This window comes from Citrobacter sp. CFNIH10 (assembly GCF_002934585.1).
In the GTDB taxonomy this organism is placed as follows: domain Bacteria; phylum Pseudomonadota; class Gammaproteobacteria; order Enterobacterales; family Enterobacteriaceae; genus Citrobacter_A; species Citrobacter_A amalonaticus.
Window position 1 is genome coordinate 3,814,567 of the sequence record NZ_CP026216.1, and the last position, 15,100, is coordinate 3,829,666.

12 protein-coding genes are annotated in these 15,100 nt (G+C 54.7%); 7 read left to right on the forward strand and 5 right to left on the reverse strand.

Annotation, left to right across the window (positions count from 1 at the left end):
* From benB to C2U53_RS22255, 5 genes are all read right to left on the reverse strand, one after another.
* Window positions 1-486: a benzoate 1,2-dioxygenase small subunit gene (gene benB / locus C2U53_RS22235; RefSeq protein WP_043000683.1), complete on the reverse strand. Its 486-nt coding sequence runs from the start codon at window positions 484-486 to the stop codon at window positions 1-3.
* A complete protein-coding gene (locus C2U53_RS22240) occupies window positions 480-1,868 on the reverse strand; it encodes a Rieske 2Fe-2S domain-containing protein (RefSeq protein ID WP_043000682.1) in 1,389 nt (462 codons plus the stop codon). Before C2U53_RS22240 ends, benB begins: the two co-directional genes overlap by 7 nt.
* A gap of 122 nt (window positions 1,869-1,990) precedes the next feature.
* Window positions 1,991-2,917, reverse strand: a complete 927-nt coding sequence (catA, locus tag C2U53_RS22245; RefSeq protein WP_104446456.1) for a catechol 1,2-dioxygenase — start codon at window positions 2,915-2,917, stop codon at window positions 1,991-1,993.
* A gap of 65 nt (window positions 2,918-2,982) precedes the next feature.
* Window positions 2,983-3,273, reverse strand: a complete 291-nt coding sequence (catC, locus tag C2U53_RS22250; protein WP_043000680.1) for a muconolactone Delta-isomerase — start codon at window positions 3,271-3,273, stop codon at window positions 2,983-2,985.
* Window positions 3,274-3,285: 12 nt separating this feature from the next.
* Window positions 3,286-4,437: a muconate cycloisomerase family protein gene (locus C2U53_RS22255; protein WP_224267579.1), complete on the reverse strand. Its 1,152-nt coding sequence runs from the start codon at window positions 4,435-4,437 to the stop codon at window positions 3,286-3,288.
* Between the two features lie 195 nt (window positions 4,438-4,632).
* Here C2U53_RS22255 and C2U53_RS22260 point away from each other — a divergent pair, with 195 nt between their 5' ends.
* From C2U53_RS22260 to narI, 7 genes are all read left to right on the forward strand, one after another.
* A complete protein-coding gene (locus tag C2U53_RS22260) occupies window positions 4,633-5,469 on the forward strand; it encodes an IclR family transcriptional regulator C-terminal domain-containing protein (protein ID WP_161215637.1) in 837 nt (278 codons plus the stop codon).
* Window positions 5,470-5,535: 66 nt separating this feature from the next.
* Window positions 5,536-6,114, forward strand: a complete 579-nt coding sequence (locus tag C2U53_RS22265) for a TetR family transcriptional regulator (protein ID WP_090050132.1) — start codon at window positions 5,536-5,538, stop codon at window positions 6,112-6,114.
* Window positions 6,115-6,329: 215 nt separating this feature from the next.
* Window positions 6,330-7,718, forward strand: a complete 1,389-nt coding sequence (locus C2U53_RS22270) for a NarK family nitrate/nitrite MFS transporter (RefSeq protein ID WP_104446457.1) — start codon at window positions 6,330-6,332, stop codon at window positions 7,716-7,718.
* Between the two features lie 147 nt (window positions 7,719-7,865).
* A complete protein-coding gene (locus tag C2U53_RS22275) occupies window positions 7,866-11,606 on the forward strand; it encodes a nitrate reductase subunit alpha (RefSeq protein ID WP_104446458.1) in 3,741 nt (1,246 codons plus the stop codon).
* The gene (gene narH / locus C2U53_RS22280; RefSeq protein WP_043000675.1) at window positions 11,603-13,147 is read left to right on the forward strand and encodes a nitrate reductase subunit beta; all 1,545 of its coding nucleotides are present in this window, start codon (window positions 11,603-11,605) and stop codon (window positions 13,145-13,147) included. The genes C2U53_RS22275 and narH overlap by 4 nt, the downstream gene beginning before the upstream one ends.
* Window positions 13,147-13,842 carry a nitrate reductase molybdenum cofactor assembly chaperone gene (gene narW, locus C2U53_RS22285; protein ID WP_044257968.1) on the forward strand — a complete coding sequence of 232 codons (696 nt, stop codon included), beginning with the start codon at window positions 13,147-13,149 and terminating at the stop codon, window positions 13,840-13,842. Before narH ends, narW begins: the two co-directional genes overlap by 1 nt.
* Entirely contained in the window at window positions 13,839-14,519 is a 681-nt protein-coding gene (gene narI / locus C2U53_RS22290; protein ID WP_043000673.1) for a respiratory nitrate reductase subunit gamma, read from the forward strand. The genes narW and narI overlap by 4 nt, the downstream gene beginning before the upstream one ends.
* Window positions 14,520-15,100: the final 581 nt, after the last annotated feature.

The following is a 15,100-nucleotide window of genomic DNA, read 5'->3' on the forward strand; positions in this document are numbered from 1 at the left end:
TTAAATATGGTAAACGTCAATCACCTGACGGATATAGTCGTTATTGAGTCGCACGGTTTTCCGCGTGATTTGCGGCTGGCCGTCCTGTTCAACCAGCGTGCAGTGTGTGGTGCCGAAGTAGGCATCGGTATGCTGATAACGGTGGCTGTAAGTGACCCAGTTGTAGCGCACCTCGATGCCGCCTTCTTTCTCGCCCAGCAGTTCGACGTTGCTGATCATATGCGTGGTACGCGGCTCCGGGGTGCTGGCGCCGGAACGTTCGGTTTTGATGCGGTACACCCGATCTTCCAGTCCGTCCCGGTTGGGATAATAGATAAGCGAAATCTCCCGCTGTGGGTCGCGGGTGGTTTTATCATCATCGCCCCAGGCGGGCATCCAGAAGACTACCTTCGGGCTATAGCAGTTGAGCCACGCGTCCCACTGGCGATCGTCCAGCAACCGCGCTTCGTAGTAGAGAAACTGGCGAACCTGTTCAAGCGTTAACATCCGCCCACCTCCACGCGTTGCGTAATCGACTGTTCATATTGCTGCTGTTCTTTTTCCACCGCTGCGAGCATCAGGTTTTGCCAGTGATGATGATGAGCGATGTAGAGCGCCTCATCTTCGGACTTCACACCACTCAACAGCGGTCTGAATCCTGCCTGTTGCGCATGTTCATCCGGACCATCTACCCAGTGCAGCGCGCCGCGACTGAGATCGCTCCACGCCAGATTTTCTCCCAGATAGCCGCGCTGGCAGGCGCTGAACTCTTCCAGATCGTCGGGGGTTCCCATCCCACTGACGTTAAAGAAATCCTCATACTGGCGAATGCGTAGCGCGCGAGCCTGGTCAGATTCGCCTTTAGGCGCAAAGCACCAGATCGTCACTTCGGTTTTATCGACCGCGATGGGGCGAATCACGCGGATCTGCGTGGAAAACTGATCCATCAGGTACACGTTGGGATAGAGACACAAATTCCGTGTCTCATTGACCATCTGGTCGGCGCGATTTTCACCAAATTCCGCCTTTAACCGCTCACGATGATCGTAAACCGGGCGGACTTCAGGGTTCATCGCCCGCGTCCACAGCAGCATATGACCGTGTTCAAACCCGTAACCACCGCCGAGACTCTTAGACCAGCCGTTGGCATCCACCGCCCGCGTGCCTTCCGCTTCGTAATTACGGCGCGACATGGTTGAGGCATAATTCCAGTGCACCACGCTGACGTGATAGCCGTCAGCCCCGTTTTCCGCCCCCAGTTTCCAGTTGCCTTCATAGACATAGCTGGACGAACCTTTCAGGACTTCCAGCCCCTCGGGAGCCTGATCGACCATCAGATCGATAATTTTGCTGGTCTCGCCGAGGTAGGTTTCCAGCGGCAGCACATCTTCACTCAGACTACCGAACAGAAATCCGCGATATGAGGCAAAGCGCGGAAGCGATTTCAGATCGTGCGACCCGTCATGCCTGAATGTCTCCGGATAACCACCGGTACTTTCATCTTTCGCCTTCAACAGTTTGCCGTTATTACTGAAGGTCCAGCCGTGAAACGGACAGGTAAAGGAGTTTTTGTTTCCCGTCTTTCGTCGACATAACATCGCGCCACGATGTGCACAGCTATTAATAAGCGCATGCAGTTTGTTCTTTTTATCGCGGGTAATAATGATCGGTTGACGTCCCAGGGTCAGCGTAAAATAATCACCGGGTTCCGGGATCTGACTTTCATGCGCCAGAAATACCCAGTTCCCTTCGAAGATATGTTTGAGTTCCAGATTAAATAACTGCTCATCGGTAAATATAGAACGATGGCAACGATAAATATGATTATCACGATCCACAATCAGAGCCTGCGTGATTTTATCTTTTAATGCCGAGAGCGTTTTTTGCATGAGTGTATCCCTCCTGCATAATTCAGGATGTATATACCCGTCATACTTCAAGTGGCAGTTGTGTTGGCTGCGCTCAAATTATGTAGGGTATAAAACGATATGGGTCAGACAGGCGTCGCGTATTATTCCTGAGCGCGCAGTCGGGTAATTCGTTGCTCTTCTTCAGCACGTTGCGCCGCGCACAGCGTAAAGTCGAAACAGACTTCTGTATGTTCACCGGCAAGGTCGCGTTGCTGAATCAACGCCGGATCGCTGATTTTCACCGGGTCGGCAATCAGACCATCACGGGTAGCGAAGGCGAAATCATCCCACAGATACTGGTCACCGTTCAGGTTGATCTGACTGGTCAGGTGCTTAAAGCCCGGCGCAGAGACAAAGAAGTGGATGTGCGCCGGGCGGTTGCCGTGGCGGCCCAGTTGATTGAGCAATTTCTGCGTCGGGCCGTCCGGCGGGCAACCGTAACCCAAAGGCAGAATACTGCGCACGCTGTAGCGCCCTTCAGCGTCGGTACGAATGCGACGGCGCAGGTTGTAGTCGCTCTGGCTCTGATCGAAGAAAGAGTAATTGCCCAGCGTGTTGGCATGCCAGATATCGACAATCGCCCCGGCCACCGGTTGTCCGTGTACGTCCTTGACCTGACCGTGCAACCACATCACTTCGCCAGCATCTTTGCCGTCATCCATCCGGGCATAGCCATCAGCCAGCGGTGCGTTAGCCACATACAATGGCCCTTCGATGGTACGCGGGGTACCGGTCTCTGATGACTGGCGGGATTCGATCGCTTCCTGGCGCAGATCGAGGAAGTGTTCCAGACCCAGACCGGCAGCAAGCAGGGCCGCTTCCTGACGTCCGCCCAGTTCATGCAGATAATTCACCGCATGCCAGAATTCTTCCTGCGTGACATTATAATCATCAATAAGGGTACAAATATCACCGAGCAGGCGATGAATAATCGATTTAAAACGTTCATTCCCTTCCGGCCCATTTAATCCGGCACCTTCACGCAATAATTTCTGTACGTCATCTTGTTGGATAAAAGAATGGCTCATAATGCGTCTCGCTTATTATTGTCTGTAGGGTTATGCCGGATCATTTCCGGCATGCGGTACTGATATTATCGGTCGTTATTCTGAATAGACGATGGATGGCGGCACAGCGCTTCGATGCGAATATCCATAAATGGATATAACGGCAGTGCCATTAATATCCGGTGTAATTCTTCGGGATCATCGACATCAAAGATACTGACATTGGCGTACTGCCCTGCAACGCGCCAGATATGTCGCCATTTACCGTCTCGTTGTAACTGTTGGGAATAGGCTTTTTCCCGTGATTTAATCTCTTCAATTTCATTCGCCGGCATTCCGTAAGGAATCTTCACGGTCATATCCACTTTAAATAACATTTGTCTCTCCTGTTATTCCCGACGCTTGCGGGCATAAAACTGCAGTTTTTCCTCATCCAGTTCGACTCCCAGTCCCGGTGCTTGCGGCAGCGTGACACAACCATCGGCGAAGGAGAGCGGAAAGCTGACGATGTCATCTTTTAACAGCAGCGGGCCAAACATCTCTGTGCCCCACTGCAACGGCAGAGTTGACCATGCATGCAGTGATGCCACCGTACCCACGGTACCTTCGAGCATCGTGCCGCCGTACAGTCCGATTCCTGCCGCCTGTGCAACGTGCGCCAGTTTCAGCACGCTGGCCGGTCCACCGGCTTTGGCAATCTTCAGCGCATAGGCGCCGCTGAACCCCTGCTGCGCCAGACGATAACCGTCGAAATGGCTGGCAACGGATTCATCCGCCAGGATCGCTGCGTCACTGCGATGACTCAGGCGTACCAGCGCATTGTTGTCTTCGGCGCTCACCGGTTGCTCAATCAGGTCAACGCCCATGGCCGCCAGTTCCCGACATCCTTTTGCCGCTGAAGTGGCATCCCACGCCTGGTTGACGTCAACACGGATGCTGGCGCGATCCCCCAGCGCCTCCACAATGGCACGGGTATGACGCAGGTCGGTTTCCAGCTCCCGGGCGCCGATCTTCAGCTTAAATGCCCGATGCCGCCCGGCATCCAGCAGCCGCTGTCCCTCGGCAATATCGTTGTCCGTGTTGCCGCTGGCGAGCGTCCATAAGACCGGCAGGACGGTATTCAGCGCGCCGCCCAGCAGTGCGGAAACCGGCAGTCCTAACGCTTTTCCCTGGGCATCCAGCAGCGCGGTTTCAATAGCCGATTTGGCAAAGGTGTTGCCTTTGATTGCACTGCGAATACGCGACGTCAGCGCATTCAGATTCCCGGCAGGCTGGCCTTTCAACAGAGGTGTGAAATAGTGCGTAATCGCGGACTGAATCGCCTCCGGACTTTCCACCCCATAGCTCAGACCACCAATAGTAGTGGCTTCGCCAATGCCGCAGATCCCGTCTGAACGTGTGATCCGGACAATCACCAGCGTCTGGCACCCCATCGTGGTCATGGAAAGTTTGTGAGGCCGAATCGTCGGGACATCAACCACCCAGCTTTCAATATGTTCAACGGTCGCAGTCATTCGTTTCTTCCTGAGCATAAATATCATTACTTTTCGTGCCACCGGTGATAACCCACGGTGACGATGCTTTTGACAATAGGTGTGTGCTATGGAGGTGGTCAACGGCGATAATCGAAATGTTGTGCGATTATCGGCGTGATTGTTACGTTGAGGTTAATAGTGTGATCCCGGTGGGAAAATGGGGATATTCCCGGGCTCGCGTTCATTCGCGCGGTATAGTTGATGCGGTTTAAGATTTGCGTTGCACAGGAGAAGGACTCAATGAGCGATAAAAATCAGATAGTTATCAATAGCCCGCCGGCTAAGTCTGACCCTAATTTTATGCTGTCCCTGGCGCGGGGTCTGGAAGTCCTGAATGCGTTTACTCCTCAACGTCAGCGCCTGACGATTTCACAACTCAGCCAGAAAACGCAGATTTCCCGTGCGGCTGTGCGTCGCTGTCTCTATACCCTGGCGGCACTGGGCATGGTGCACAGTCCCGACGGCCGCAGTTATGAACTGCTGCCACGCGTACTGGCCGTGGGTCACGCCTATCTCGCCGGTACGCCGTTGGCAAAAGTGGCGCAGGCCGCGCTGGATAATCTGGGTAAATCACTCGGCGAATCCTGTTCTGCTGCCACGCTTGATGGCGATAACGTACTGTATATCGCCCGCGCGGCGGTGAATAACCTGCTCAGCGTCGACATTGGACGCGGTAGCCGTCTGCCCGCATGGGCCACGTCGATGGGTCGCGTGCTGCTTAGCGCGCTTCCCGAAGAACAGTTAGAGGTGACATTGTCACGCGCTCAACTCCTCCGCTATACCCCGCATACGATTTGCGACCTGACGGCGCTGCGGGAAGAGATCGCACGGGTACGTATCCAGGGCTACGCGTTGGCTGACCGACAGATCGAAGTTGGACTCTGTTCCCTGGCCGTTCCGCTGCTTTCCCGCAGTGGCAACGTGGTGGCGGCCCTCAATGTCGGGGTGCCGGCGTCATCAATGAGCGCCGCCGCGTTGAAGGAAAAAGCGCTGGCCCCCCTGCGTCGTTCCGCGATGGAACTCTCGCTTCAGTTGTAGCGTGTAACAATTGAACGGTTGTCCAGCTTGTTGATACACTGCCTCTCCGCAAAGAATGGAGGGGATATGAGCTATCTGAACAAAGATGAGCGTCGCGAAGTGATATTGCAGGCCGCCATGCGCGTGGCGCTCGAAGACGGTTTTTCGGCCATGACCGTCCGACGGATAGCCACAGAAGCAAAAGTGGCCACCGGGCAAGTCCACCACCATTTCACCTCCGCTGGCGAACTGAAATCACAGGCTTTTGTTCGTCTGATTCGCACCTTGCTGGATGCGGAACTGGTCGCGGAAGATGCCACCTGGCGCACGCGTCTGCACGCCGCGCTGGGCAGTGATGATCGCGGATTCGAGCCCTACATTAAGCTCTGGCGCGAAGCGCAGATCCTTGCGGATAAAGACCCGGAAATCAAAAGCGCTTATCTCCTCACCATGCGCATGTGGCACGAGGAAACGGTCACGATTATCGAAAGCGGACTCGCCGCCGGAGAGTTCACCCCCGCCTCCGCCCCTGCCGACATCGCCTGGCGCCTGATTGCGCTGGTCTGTGGCCTTGATGGCATGTACGTTCTCGGCATTCAGGAGATGGCCGATCCGGCGTTTGATCGCCATCTTGATCGCATGATTGAGCTGGAGCTTTTTTCCTGAACGAATGAAGGTTAATCACTTATACTTTTTATTTACATTTGGTAACACTTAAGCAACCTGTTATTCCCCCTTCGCTCCGCGTGGTTGCGCATTTTTATCTATCCTTTCATCAATATTCCTAAAAGCATTAATAAATTCTAAAAAGGGCGTATGGCGCCCTTTTACGCAGACTATTTCTTTTTTTTTATGAACGATCTGTGCATGTGAGGGGTAATATGGCACGACAAAATGAGAAAAATAATCGTTATCTTTTGAGTGACTGGAAGCCGGAAAATCCTGCATTTTGGGAAAATAAAGGAAAGCACATAGCGCGAAGAAACCTTTGTATCTCAGTTGCTTGCCTTTTACTCGCCTTCTGCGTCTGGATGTTATTTAGTGCCGTTGCCGTCAATCTTAATAAAATTGGTTTTAATTTCACCACCGATCAACTCTTTTTATTGACCGCATTACCTTCTCTTTCTGGTGCAATATTACGTGTTCCCTACTCCTTTATGGTGCCTATATTTGGCGGACGCCGTTGGACGGTGTTTAGTACCGCAATCCTGATTATTCCTTGCGTCTGGCTCGGCTTTGCGGTGCAAAATACCACCACCCCTTTCGAGGTATTTATCATTATCGCGCTGCTGTGCGGTTTTGCTGGCGCAAATTTTGCTTCCAGCATGGGCAACATCAGCTTCTTTTTCCCAAAATCGAAACAAGGCAGCGCGCTGGGAGTGAACGGTGGACTGGGTAATCTCGGCGTCAGCGTGATGCAACTCGTCGCGCCGCTGGTGATCTTTCTGCCGATCTTCGCCTTCCTCGGCGTTCAGGGCGTACCGCAACCCGATGGGTCACTGCTCTCACTGGCAAACGCCGCCTGGATCTGGGTGCCGCTGCTGGCGATTGCCACGATTGCCGCCTGGGTTGGCACCAATGATATTGCTAGTTCCAAAGCCTCTATTGCGTCTCAGTTACCGGTGCTCAAGCGCTTTCACCTCTGGCTGTTGAGCCTGCTCTATCTGGCCACATTCGGATCGTTCATCGGCTTTTCCGCGGGTTTTGCCATGCTGGCGAAGACGCAGTTCCCTGACGCGAACATCCTCAATCTGGCGTTTTTTGGCCCGTTTATCGGCGCGCTGGCGCGTTCTGCAGGTGGTGTCATCTCTGATAAGTTCGGCGGCGTCCGGGTGACGCTGATTAACTTCATCTTTATGGCGCTGTTCTCGGCCCTGCTCTTCCTGACACTTCCCGGCTCCGGTTCCGGCAGCTTTATTGCCTTCTATCTGGTCTTTATGGGGCTGTTCCTGACCGCCGGTCTGGGCAGCGGCTCTACCTTCCAGATGATCGCCGTCATCTTCCGCCAGCTCACCATCTACAGGGTAAAACTGCGTGGTGGCACTGACGAACAGGCACAGCGTGAAGCGGTGACCGACACCGCCGCCGCGCTGGGCTTTATTTCCGCGATTGGCGCCGTCGGCGGCTTTTTCATTCCTAAGGCCTTCGGCAGTTCGCTGGCGATGACCGGTTCTCCCGTCGGTGCCATGAAAATCTTTCTGGTGTTTTACATCGTCTGCGTGCTGGTGACCTGGCTGGTCTATGGCCGCCGTAAACCGAAGCAAAAATAACAACATATTCACCGATGTTTTGTAGGTCGGATAAGGCGCTTGCGCCTATCCGGCAAGAATTTTACGCCTGATAGCGACGCCGCGGCGTCTTATCAGGTCTCCAGGACTTATCCGGCCTACAAGACCCTATGGAGCAGGAGAAATGTCATGAGTAAACTGTTGGATCGCTTCCGTTACTTTAAACAAAAGGGTGACACCTTTGCTGACGGTCACGGCCAGGTGATGCATACCAACCGGGACTGGGAAGACAGCTATCGTCAGCGCTGGCAGTTTGACAAGATTGTCCGTTCTACCCACGGGGTGAACTGTACCGGCTCCTGTAGCTGGAAAATCTACGTCAAAAATGGTCTGGTGACCTGGGAAACCCAGCAGACCGACTATCCCCGGACGCGTCCGGATCTGCCTAACCATGAACCGCGCGGCTGCCCGCGTGGTGCCAGCTACTCCTGGTATCTGTACAGCGCCAACCGCCTGAAATACCCGCTGGTGCGTAAGCGTCTGATCGAACTGTGGCGTGACGCGCTGTCCACCCATGCCGATCCGGTGCTGGCGTGGGAGTCAATCATGAACGACCCGCTAAAGAGCCAGAGCTACAAGCAGGTACGCGGACGCGGTGGATTCATCCGCTCCAGCTGGAAAGAGCTTAACCAGTTGATTGCCGCCGCCAACGTCTGGACGGTGAAAACCTATGGACCGGACCGCGTCGCCGGTTTCTCGCCGATCCCGGCAATGTCGATGGTCTCCTACGCCGCCGGGACCCGCTACCTTTCCCTGCTCGGCGGTACCTGCCTGAGTTTTTACGACTGGTACTGCGACTTACCGCCCGCGTCACCGATGACCTGGGGCGAGCAGACTGACGTGCCGGAATCGGCCGACTGGTACAACTCCAGCTATATCATCGCCTGGGGCTCCAACGTACCGCAAACGCGTACTCCGGATGCACACTTCTTTACCGAAGTCCGTTACAAAGGGACGAAAACGGTCGCCATTACCCCTGACTTCTCCGAAGTCGCCAAACTCAGCGATCAGTGGCTGGCACCAAAACAAGGTACCGACAGCGCGCTGGCGATGGCAATGGGCCACGTGATCTTAAAAGAGTTCCACCTCGACAATCCCAGCGACTACTTCCTTAACTACTGCCGTCGCTATACCGATATGCCGATGCTGGTATTACTGGACGCCCGTGAAGACGGCAGCTATGTGCCAGGACGAATGATGCGCGCCTCGGATCTGGTCGACGGTCTGGGCGAAAGTAATAATCCGGAGTGGAAAACGGTCGCCTGCAACACCACCGGTGAACTGGTAGTGCCTAACGGCTCGATTGGTTTCCGCTGGGGCGAAAAAGGTAAATGGAACCTTGAGTCGCTGGCGGCGGGTACGGAAACCGAGCTGTCGCTGTCATTGCTTGGTCAGCATGATGAGGTATTGGGCGTCGCATTCCCCTATTTTGGCGGCAACGAAAACCCGCATTTTCGCAGCGTGAAGCAGGAACCGGTACTGGTGCGCCAGTTGCCAGTAAAGCAACTGACGCTTGCCGATGGCCGCCGTTGTCCGGTGGTCAGCGTTTACGATCTGGTGCTGGCCAACTACGGCCTCGATCGCGGTCTGGATGACATGTACGGTGCGAAGGATTATGCCGAGGTGAAGGCCTATACCCCGGCGTGGGCGGAGCAGATCACCGGCGTGCCGCGTTTCCAGATTGAAACCATCGCCCGTGAGTTTGCCGATACCGCACATAAAACCCACGGTCGCTCGATGATTATCCTTGGTGCCGGTGTCAACCACTGGTATCACATGGACATGAACTACCGGGGAATGATCAACATCCTCGTGTTCTGCGGCTGTGTCGGACAGAGCGGCGGCGGCTGGGCGCACTATGTCGGCCAGGAAAAACTGCGTCCGCAAACCGGCTGGCTACCGCTGGCTTTTGCGCTCGACTGGAACCGTCCGCCGCGCCAGATGAATAGCACTTCGTTTTTCTATAATCACGCCAGTCAGTGGCGCTATGAAAAACTCACCGCCCAGGAACTGCTCTCACCGCTGGCGGATGCCTCGAAATTCACCGGTCATCTGATCGATTTCAACGTGCGTGCCGAGCGCATGGGCTGGTTGCCTTCTGCGCCGCAGCTCAACCTCAACCCGCTGACGGTGAAGGCCAGCGCCGAAAAAGCCGGCTTGTCTCCCGTGGAATACACCGTTCAGGCGTTGAAATCCGGCGATATTCGTTTTGCCTGCGAACAACCCGACAGCGGCAAGAACCATCCGCGTAACCTGTTTGTCTGGCGCTCTAACCTCCTTGGTTCTTCCGGTAAAGGCCACGAGTACATGCTCAAATATTTACTGGGAACAGAGAGCGGCATTCAGGGGGAAGCGCTGGGTTCCCGCGAAGGCATTAAACCTGAAGAGGTTGAATGGGAATCCCCCGCCATTGAAGGCAAGCTCGATCTGCTGGTGACGCTCGACTTCCGCATGTCCAGCACCTGCCTGTTCTCCGATATTGTTCTGCCCACTGCCACCTGGTATGAAAAAGACGACATGAATACCTCGGACATGCATCCGTTTATTCATCCGCTGTCTGCGGCGGTGGATCCGGCGTGGGAATCAAAAAGCGACTGGGAAATCTACAAAGGCATCGCCAGCGTCTTTTCTGAGGTCTGTGTCGGCCATCTGGGACAAGAAACCGACGTGGTGTTGCAGCCGTTGCAGCACGATTCACCGGCAGAACTTTCGCAGCCGTTCGACATCCAGGACTGGCGTAAAGGGGAATGTGAGTTAATCCCCGGTAAAACCGCGCCGAACATTGCCGTGGTGGAGCGCGATTACCCCGCGACGTACGAGCGTTTCACCTCGCTCGGGCCCTTGATGGACAAGTTGGGTAACGGCGGCAAGGGCATTTCGTGGAACACCCAGACGGAGGTCGATTTCCTCGGCAAGCTCAACTACACCAAGCGTGATGGCCCGGCGAAAGGTCGTCCGCTGATTGAAACCGCGCTGGACGCGTCGGAAGTGATCCTCGCTCTGGCCCCGGAAACCAACGGTCAGGTCGCCGTGAAAGCATGGGAAGCGCTCGGCGCGATGACTGGTCGCGAACATACGCATCTGGCGCTCAACAAAGAAGACGAGAAGATTCGCTTTCGTGATATTCAGGCACAGCCACGCAAAATCATCTCCAGCCCGACCTGGTCCGGACTGGAAAGCGAGCATGTCTCCTATAACGCGGGCTATACCAATGTCCATGAACTGATCCCGTGGCGTACCCTCTCCGGTCGTCAACAGCTGTATCAGGACCATCAATGGATGCGGGCATTCGGCGAAAGCCTCGTGGCTTATCGTCCGCCGATTGACACCCGCAGCGTCAACGAAATGCGGGAGATCCCACCGAACGGCTTCCCGGAGAAAGCGCTTAACTTCCTGACACCGCATCAGAAATGGGGCATTCACTCCACCTACAGCGAAAACCTGCTAATGCTGACGCTGTCGCGCGGCGGGCCGATTGTCTGGATCAGTGAAACGGATGCGAAAGAGCTCGGCATTGAGGATAACGACTGGATCGAAGCCTTCAACGCCAACGGCGCCCTCACCGCCCGTGCGGTGGTGAGCCAGCGCGTGCCGCCCGGCATGACGATGATGTACCACGCCCAGGAACGCATCCTGAATATCCCCGGTTCGGAAGTCACCGGGATGCGCGGCGGGATCCACAACTCCGTCACCCGCGTGTGCCCGAAACCGACGCACATGATTGGTGGCTATGCGCAGCTTGCTTACGGCTTTAACTATTACGGTACCGTTGGCTCCAACCGCGACGAGTTCATCATGATTAGAAAAATGAAAAACATTGACTGGCTGGATGATGAAGGTCGGGATCAGGTACAGGAGGCGAAAAAATGAAGATACGCTCACAGGTTGGCATGGTACTGAACCTCGATAAATGCATTGGCTGCCACACCTGCTCCGTCACCTGTAAAAACGTCTGGACCGGACGTGAAGGAATGGAGTACGCGTGGTTTAACAACGTTGAGACGAAACCCGGCATCGGCTACCCGAAAAACTGGGAAGACCAGGAAGAGTGGCAAGGCGGCTGGGTTCGCGACGTGAACGGTAAAATCCGACCACGTCTGGGTGGCAAAATGGGCGTCATCACCAAAATCTTCGCCAACCCGGTCATTCCGCAAATCGATGATTACTACGAGCCCTTCACCTACGACTATCAGCATTTGCACAGCGCGCCGGAAGGCAAACATCAACCTACCGCCCGTCCCCGCTCGTTGATTGACGGTAAGCGGATGGACAAAATCATCTGGGGGCCGAACTGGGAAGAGCTGCTCGGCGGCGAATTCGAAAAACGCGCGCGAGACCGTAACTTCGACAAGATCCAGAAGGAGATGTATGGCCAGTTCGAAAACACCTTCATGATGTATCTGCCGCGTCTGTGTGAACACTGCCTGAACCCAAGCTGTGTCGCCACTTGTCCGAGCGGCGCTATCTACAAGCGTGAAGAAGACGGCATTGTGCTGATCGATCAGGATAAATGCCGCGGCTGGCGTCTGTGCATCAGCGGCTGCCCATACAAAAAAATCTACTTCAACTGGAAAAGCGGCAAATCCGAAAAATGCATTTTCTGTTATCCGCGCATTGAATCGGGCCAGCCGACGGTCTGTTCCGAAACTTGCGTCGGGCGCATCCGTTATCTTGGTGTGCTGCTCTACGATGCGGACCGCATTGAAGAAGCGGCCAGCACCGAGCATGAAACCGATCTCTATGAGCGTCAGTGCGACGTGTTTCTGAATCCGCACGACCCGGCGGTGATAGAAGAAGCGCTTAAACAGGGCATTCCACAGAACGTGATCGACGCGGCGCAGCGTTCGCCAGTTTACAAAATGGCGATGGACTGGAAGCTGGCGCTGCCGCTGCATCCGGAATACCGCACTCTGCCGATGGTCTGGTATGTGCCGCCGCTGTCGCCGATTCAGTCTTACGCCGATGCGGGTGGACTGCCGAAAAGCGACGGCGTACTACCGGCGATCGAAAGCCTGCGTATTCCGGTGCAGTACCTCGCCAATATGCTGAGCGCTGGCGACACCGGCCCGGTGCTGCGGGCGCTGAAGCGCATGATGGCGATGCGTCATTATATGCGTTCGCAGACCGTGGAAGGCGTCACCGACACACGTGCGATTGACGAAGTCGGGTTGACCGTGGAACAGATTGAAGAGATGTATCGCTACCTGGCGATTGCCAACTACGAAGACCGTTTTGTCATCCCGACCAGCCACCGTGAAATGGCGCGTGATGCCTTCCCTGAGCGCAACGGTTGCGGCTTCTCTTTCGGTGATGGATGCCACGGCTCCGATACCAAATTTAATCTGTTCAACAGTAGCCGTATTGACGCGATCAACATCACCGAAGTACGTGACAAAGCGGAGGGGGAATGATGCAAATCCTCAAGGTGATTGGCCTGCTGATGGAGTATCCGGATGAGCAACTGTGGGAGTGTAAGGACGATGCGCTGGCGCTGGTGCGACACGATGCGCCGATGCTCACCGACTTCACCGAAACCCTGCTCAGCGCGCCGCTGCTCGATAAACAGGCCGAATGGTGCGAAGTGTTTGATCGAGGGCGCGCCACTTCGCTGCTGTTGTTCGAGCATGTGCATGCTGAATCGCGCGATCGCGGTCAGGCGATGGTCGATTTGCTGGCGCAGTACGAGAAAGTCGGGCTACAGCTTGATTGTCGCGAGCTGCCGGACCATCTGCCACTGTATCTGGAATACCTGAGCGTACTGCCGGAAGCGGAAGCGCGCGAAGGTTTGCAGAACGTCGCTCCAATTCTGGCCCTGCTGGGCGGGCGCTTAAAGCAGCGCGACACGCCGTGGTATCAACTGTTTGATGCCCTGCTTTTTCTGGCGGGCAGCCCACTATCAAGTGACAGTGTCACGAAACAGGTGAACGCCGAGGACCGTGATGATACCCGACAGGCGCTGGATGCCGTCTGGGAAGAGGAACAGGTGAAATTTATCGAAGATAACGCCACGGCCTGTGACAGTTCGCCGTTACAGCAATATCAACGACGCTTTAGCCAGGACGTGGCGCCACAGTACGTCGACGTCAGCGCGGGAGGCCCGAAATGATACAGTTCCTGAACGTCTTTTTTTACGACATCTACCCCTATCTCTGCGGGACGGTGTTTATCCTTGGCAGTTGGCTGCGCTATGACTACGGCCAGTACACCTGGCGGGCGTCTTCCAGTCAGATGCTGGACAAGCGCGGGATGGTCCTGTGGTCGAATTTGTTCCACATCGGTATTCTGGGGATCTTCTTTGGTCACCTGTTCGGCATGTTAACCCCACACTGGATGTACGCCTGGTTCCTGCCTGTTGCGGTGAAACAACAGATGGCGATGATTGCCGGCGGGATCTGCGGCGTACTGACGCTGGTAGGCGGCGCGGGCTTGCTGGTGCGTCGTCTGACCAACTCTCGCGTCCGGGCCACCTCGTCCACGGCAGATATCCTGATCCTCTGCATTCTGCTGATTCAGTGCATTCTGGGCTTAAGCACAATACCGTTCTCCGCCCAGCACCCGGACGGCAGTGAAATGCTGAAACTGGTAGAATGGGCGCAGTCGGTTGTCACCTTCCGTGGCGGGGCTTCTGCCCACCTCGACGGCGTGGCGTTTATCTTCCGCGTGCATCTGGTGCTGGGAATGACCATCTTCCTGCTCTTCCCGTTCACCCGTCTGGTTCACGTCTGGAGCGCACCGTTTGAGTACTTTACCCGACGCTACCAGATCGTTCGTTCCCGTCGTTAGGCATTTCGGTGTCGGATGGTAATGCCATCCGACACGCTGCACGTTATGACGCTTCTTCACCTCAGGGAGAATGCTGCGGGTGAAAAGACATCAGGAGCGAGTATTAGTCCGCGAGGGTATTGTCGATATTGAAGTAGTCATTCAGGGTAACCAACTGCTTAAAGTGACTATATTCGTCAATGCGGCGAACTTGTTTCACGCACAGCGGGTAATAGTTTTTTAAAAATTCACAGGTAGGAAATATTCCTACCCGTGCGGTTTATTTGTCTGTCATGATACTGATGAGTTTAAATTACGCCATGAAACATCTTAATAAATCTTAAATCGGATTTAAGACATGTTATCTCTTTAAAAATCATAAAGATGACATCAACCCCTCTCTTTTATTATATGCAATACCTGTTGCGAAATTAACGTCATTTCATCTGTAATCCATTATTTCACTTCACACTTAACTGATTTCTTTAGTTACGTAAGATCAATTCATTTGTGATCCATTCAGCAACATGAAAAATAAATCACTGTTGCACGAATGAATTACTGGAAGGAATTCGGCAGATATCGTCTGACTCAAATTGCTT

Bases quoted from the DNA above. Each gene is read 5' to 3' on its own strand.
- C2U53_RS22260 (WP_161215637.1), top strand. From the start codon at position 4,633: ATGCGGTTTAAGATTTGCGTTGCACAGGAGAAGGACTCAATGAGCGAT.
- catA (WP_104446456.1), bottom strand. From the start codon at position 2,917: ATGAGCCATTCTTTTATCCAACAAGATGACGTACAGAAATTATTGCGT.
- catC (WP_043000680.1), bottom strand. From the start codon at position 3,273: ATGTTATTTAAAGTGGATATGACCGTGAAGATTCCTTACGGAATGCCG.
- narI (WP_043000673.1), top strand. From the start codon at position 13,839: ATGATACAGTTCCTGAACGTCTTTTTTTACGACATCTACCCCTATCTC.
- C2U53_RS22275 (WP_104446458.1), top strand. From the start codon at position 7,866: ATGAGTAAACTGTTGGATCGCTTCCGTTACTTTAAACAAAAGGGTGAC.
- narW (WP_044257968.1), top strand. From the start codon at position 13,147: ATGCAAATCCTCAAGGTGATTGGCCTGCTGATGGAGTATCCGGATGAG.
- narH (WP_043000675.1), top strand. From the start codon at position 11,603: ATGAAGATACGCTCACAGGTTGGCATGGTACTGAACCTCGATAAATGC.
- C2U53_RS22265 (WP_090050132.1), top strand. From the start codon at position 5,536: ATGAGCTATCTGAACAAAGATGAGCGTCGCGAAGTGATATTGCAGGCC.
- C2U53_RS22255 (WP_224267579.1), bottom strand. From the start codon at position 4,437: ATGATATTTATGCTCAGGAAGAAACGAATGACTGCGACCGTTGAACAT.
- C2U53_RS22240 (WP_043000682.1), bottom strand. From the start codon at position 1,868: ATGCAAAAAACGCTCTCGGCATTAAAAGATAAAATCACGCAGGCTCTG.
- benB (WP_043000683.1), bottom strand. From the start codon at position 486: ATGTTAACGCTTGAACAGGTTCGCCAGTTTCTCTACTACGAAGCGCGG.
- C2U53_RS22270 (WP_104446457.1), top strand. From the start codon at position 6,330: ATGGCACGACAAAATGAGAAAAATAATCGTTATCTTTTGAGTGACTGG.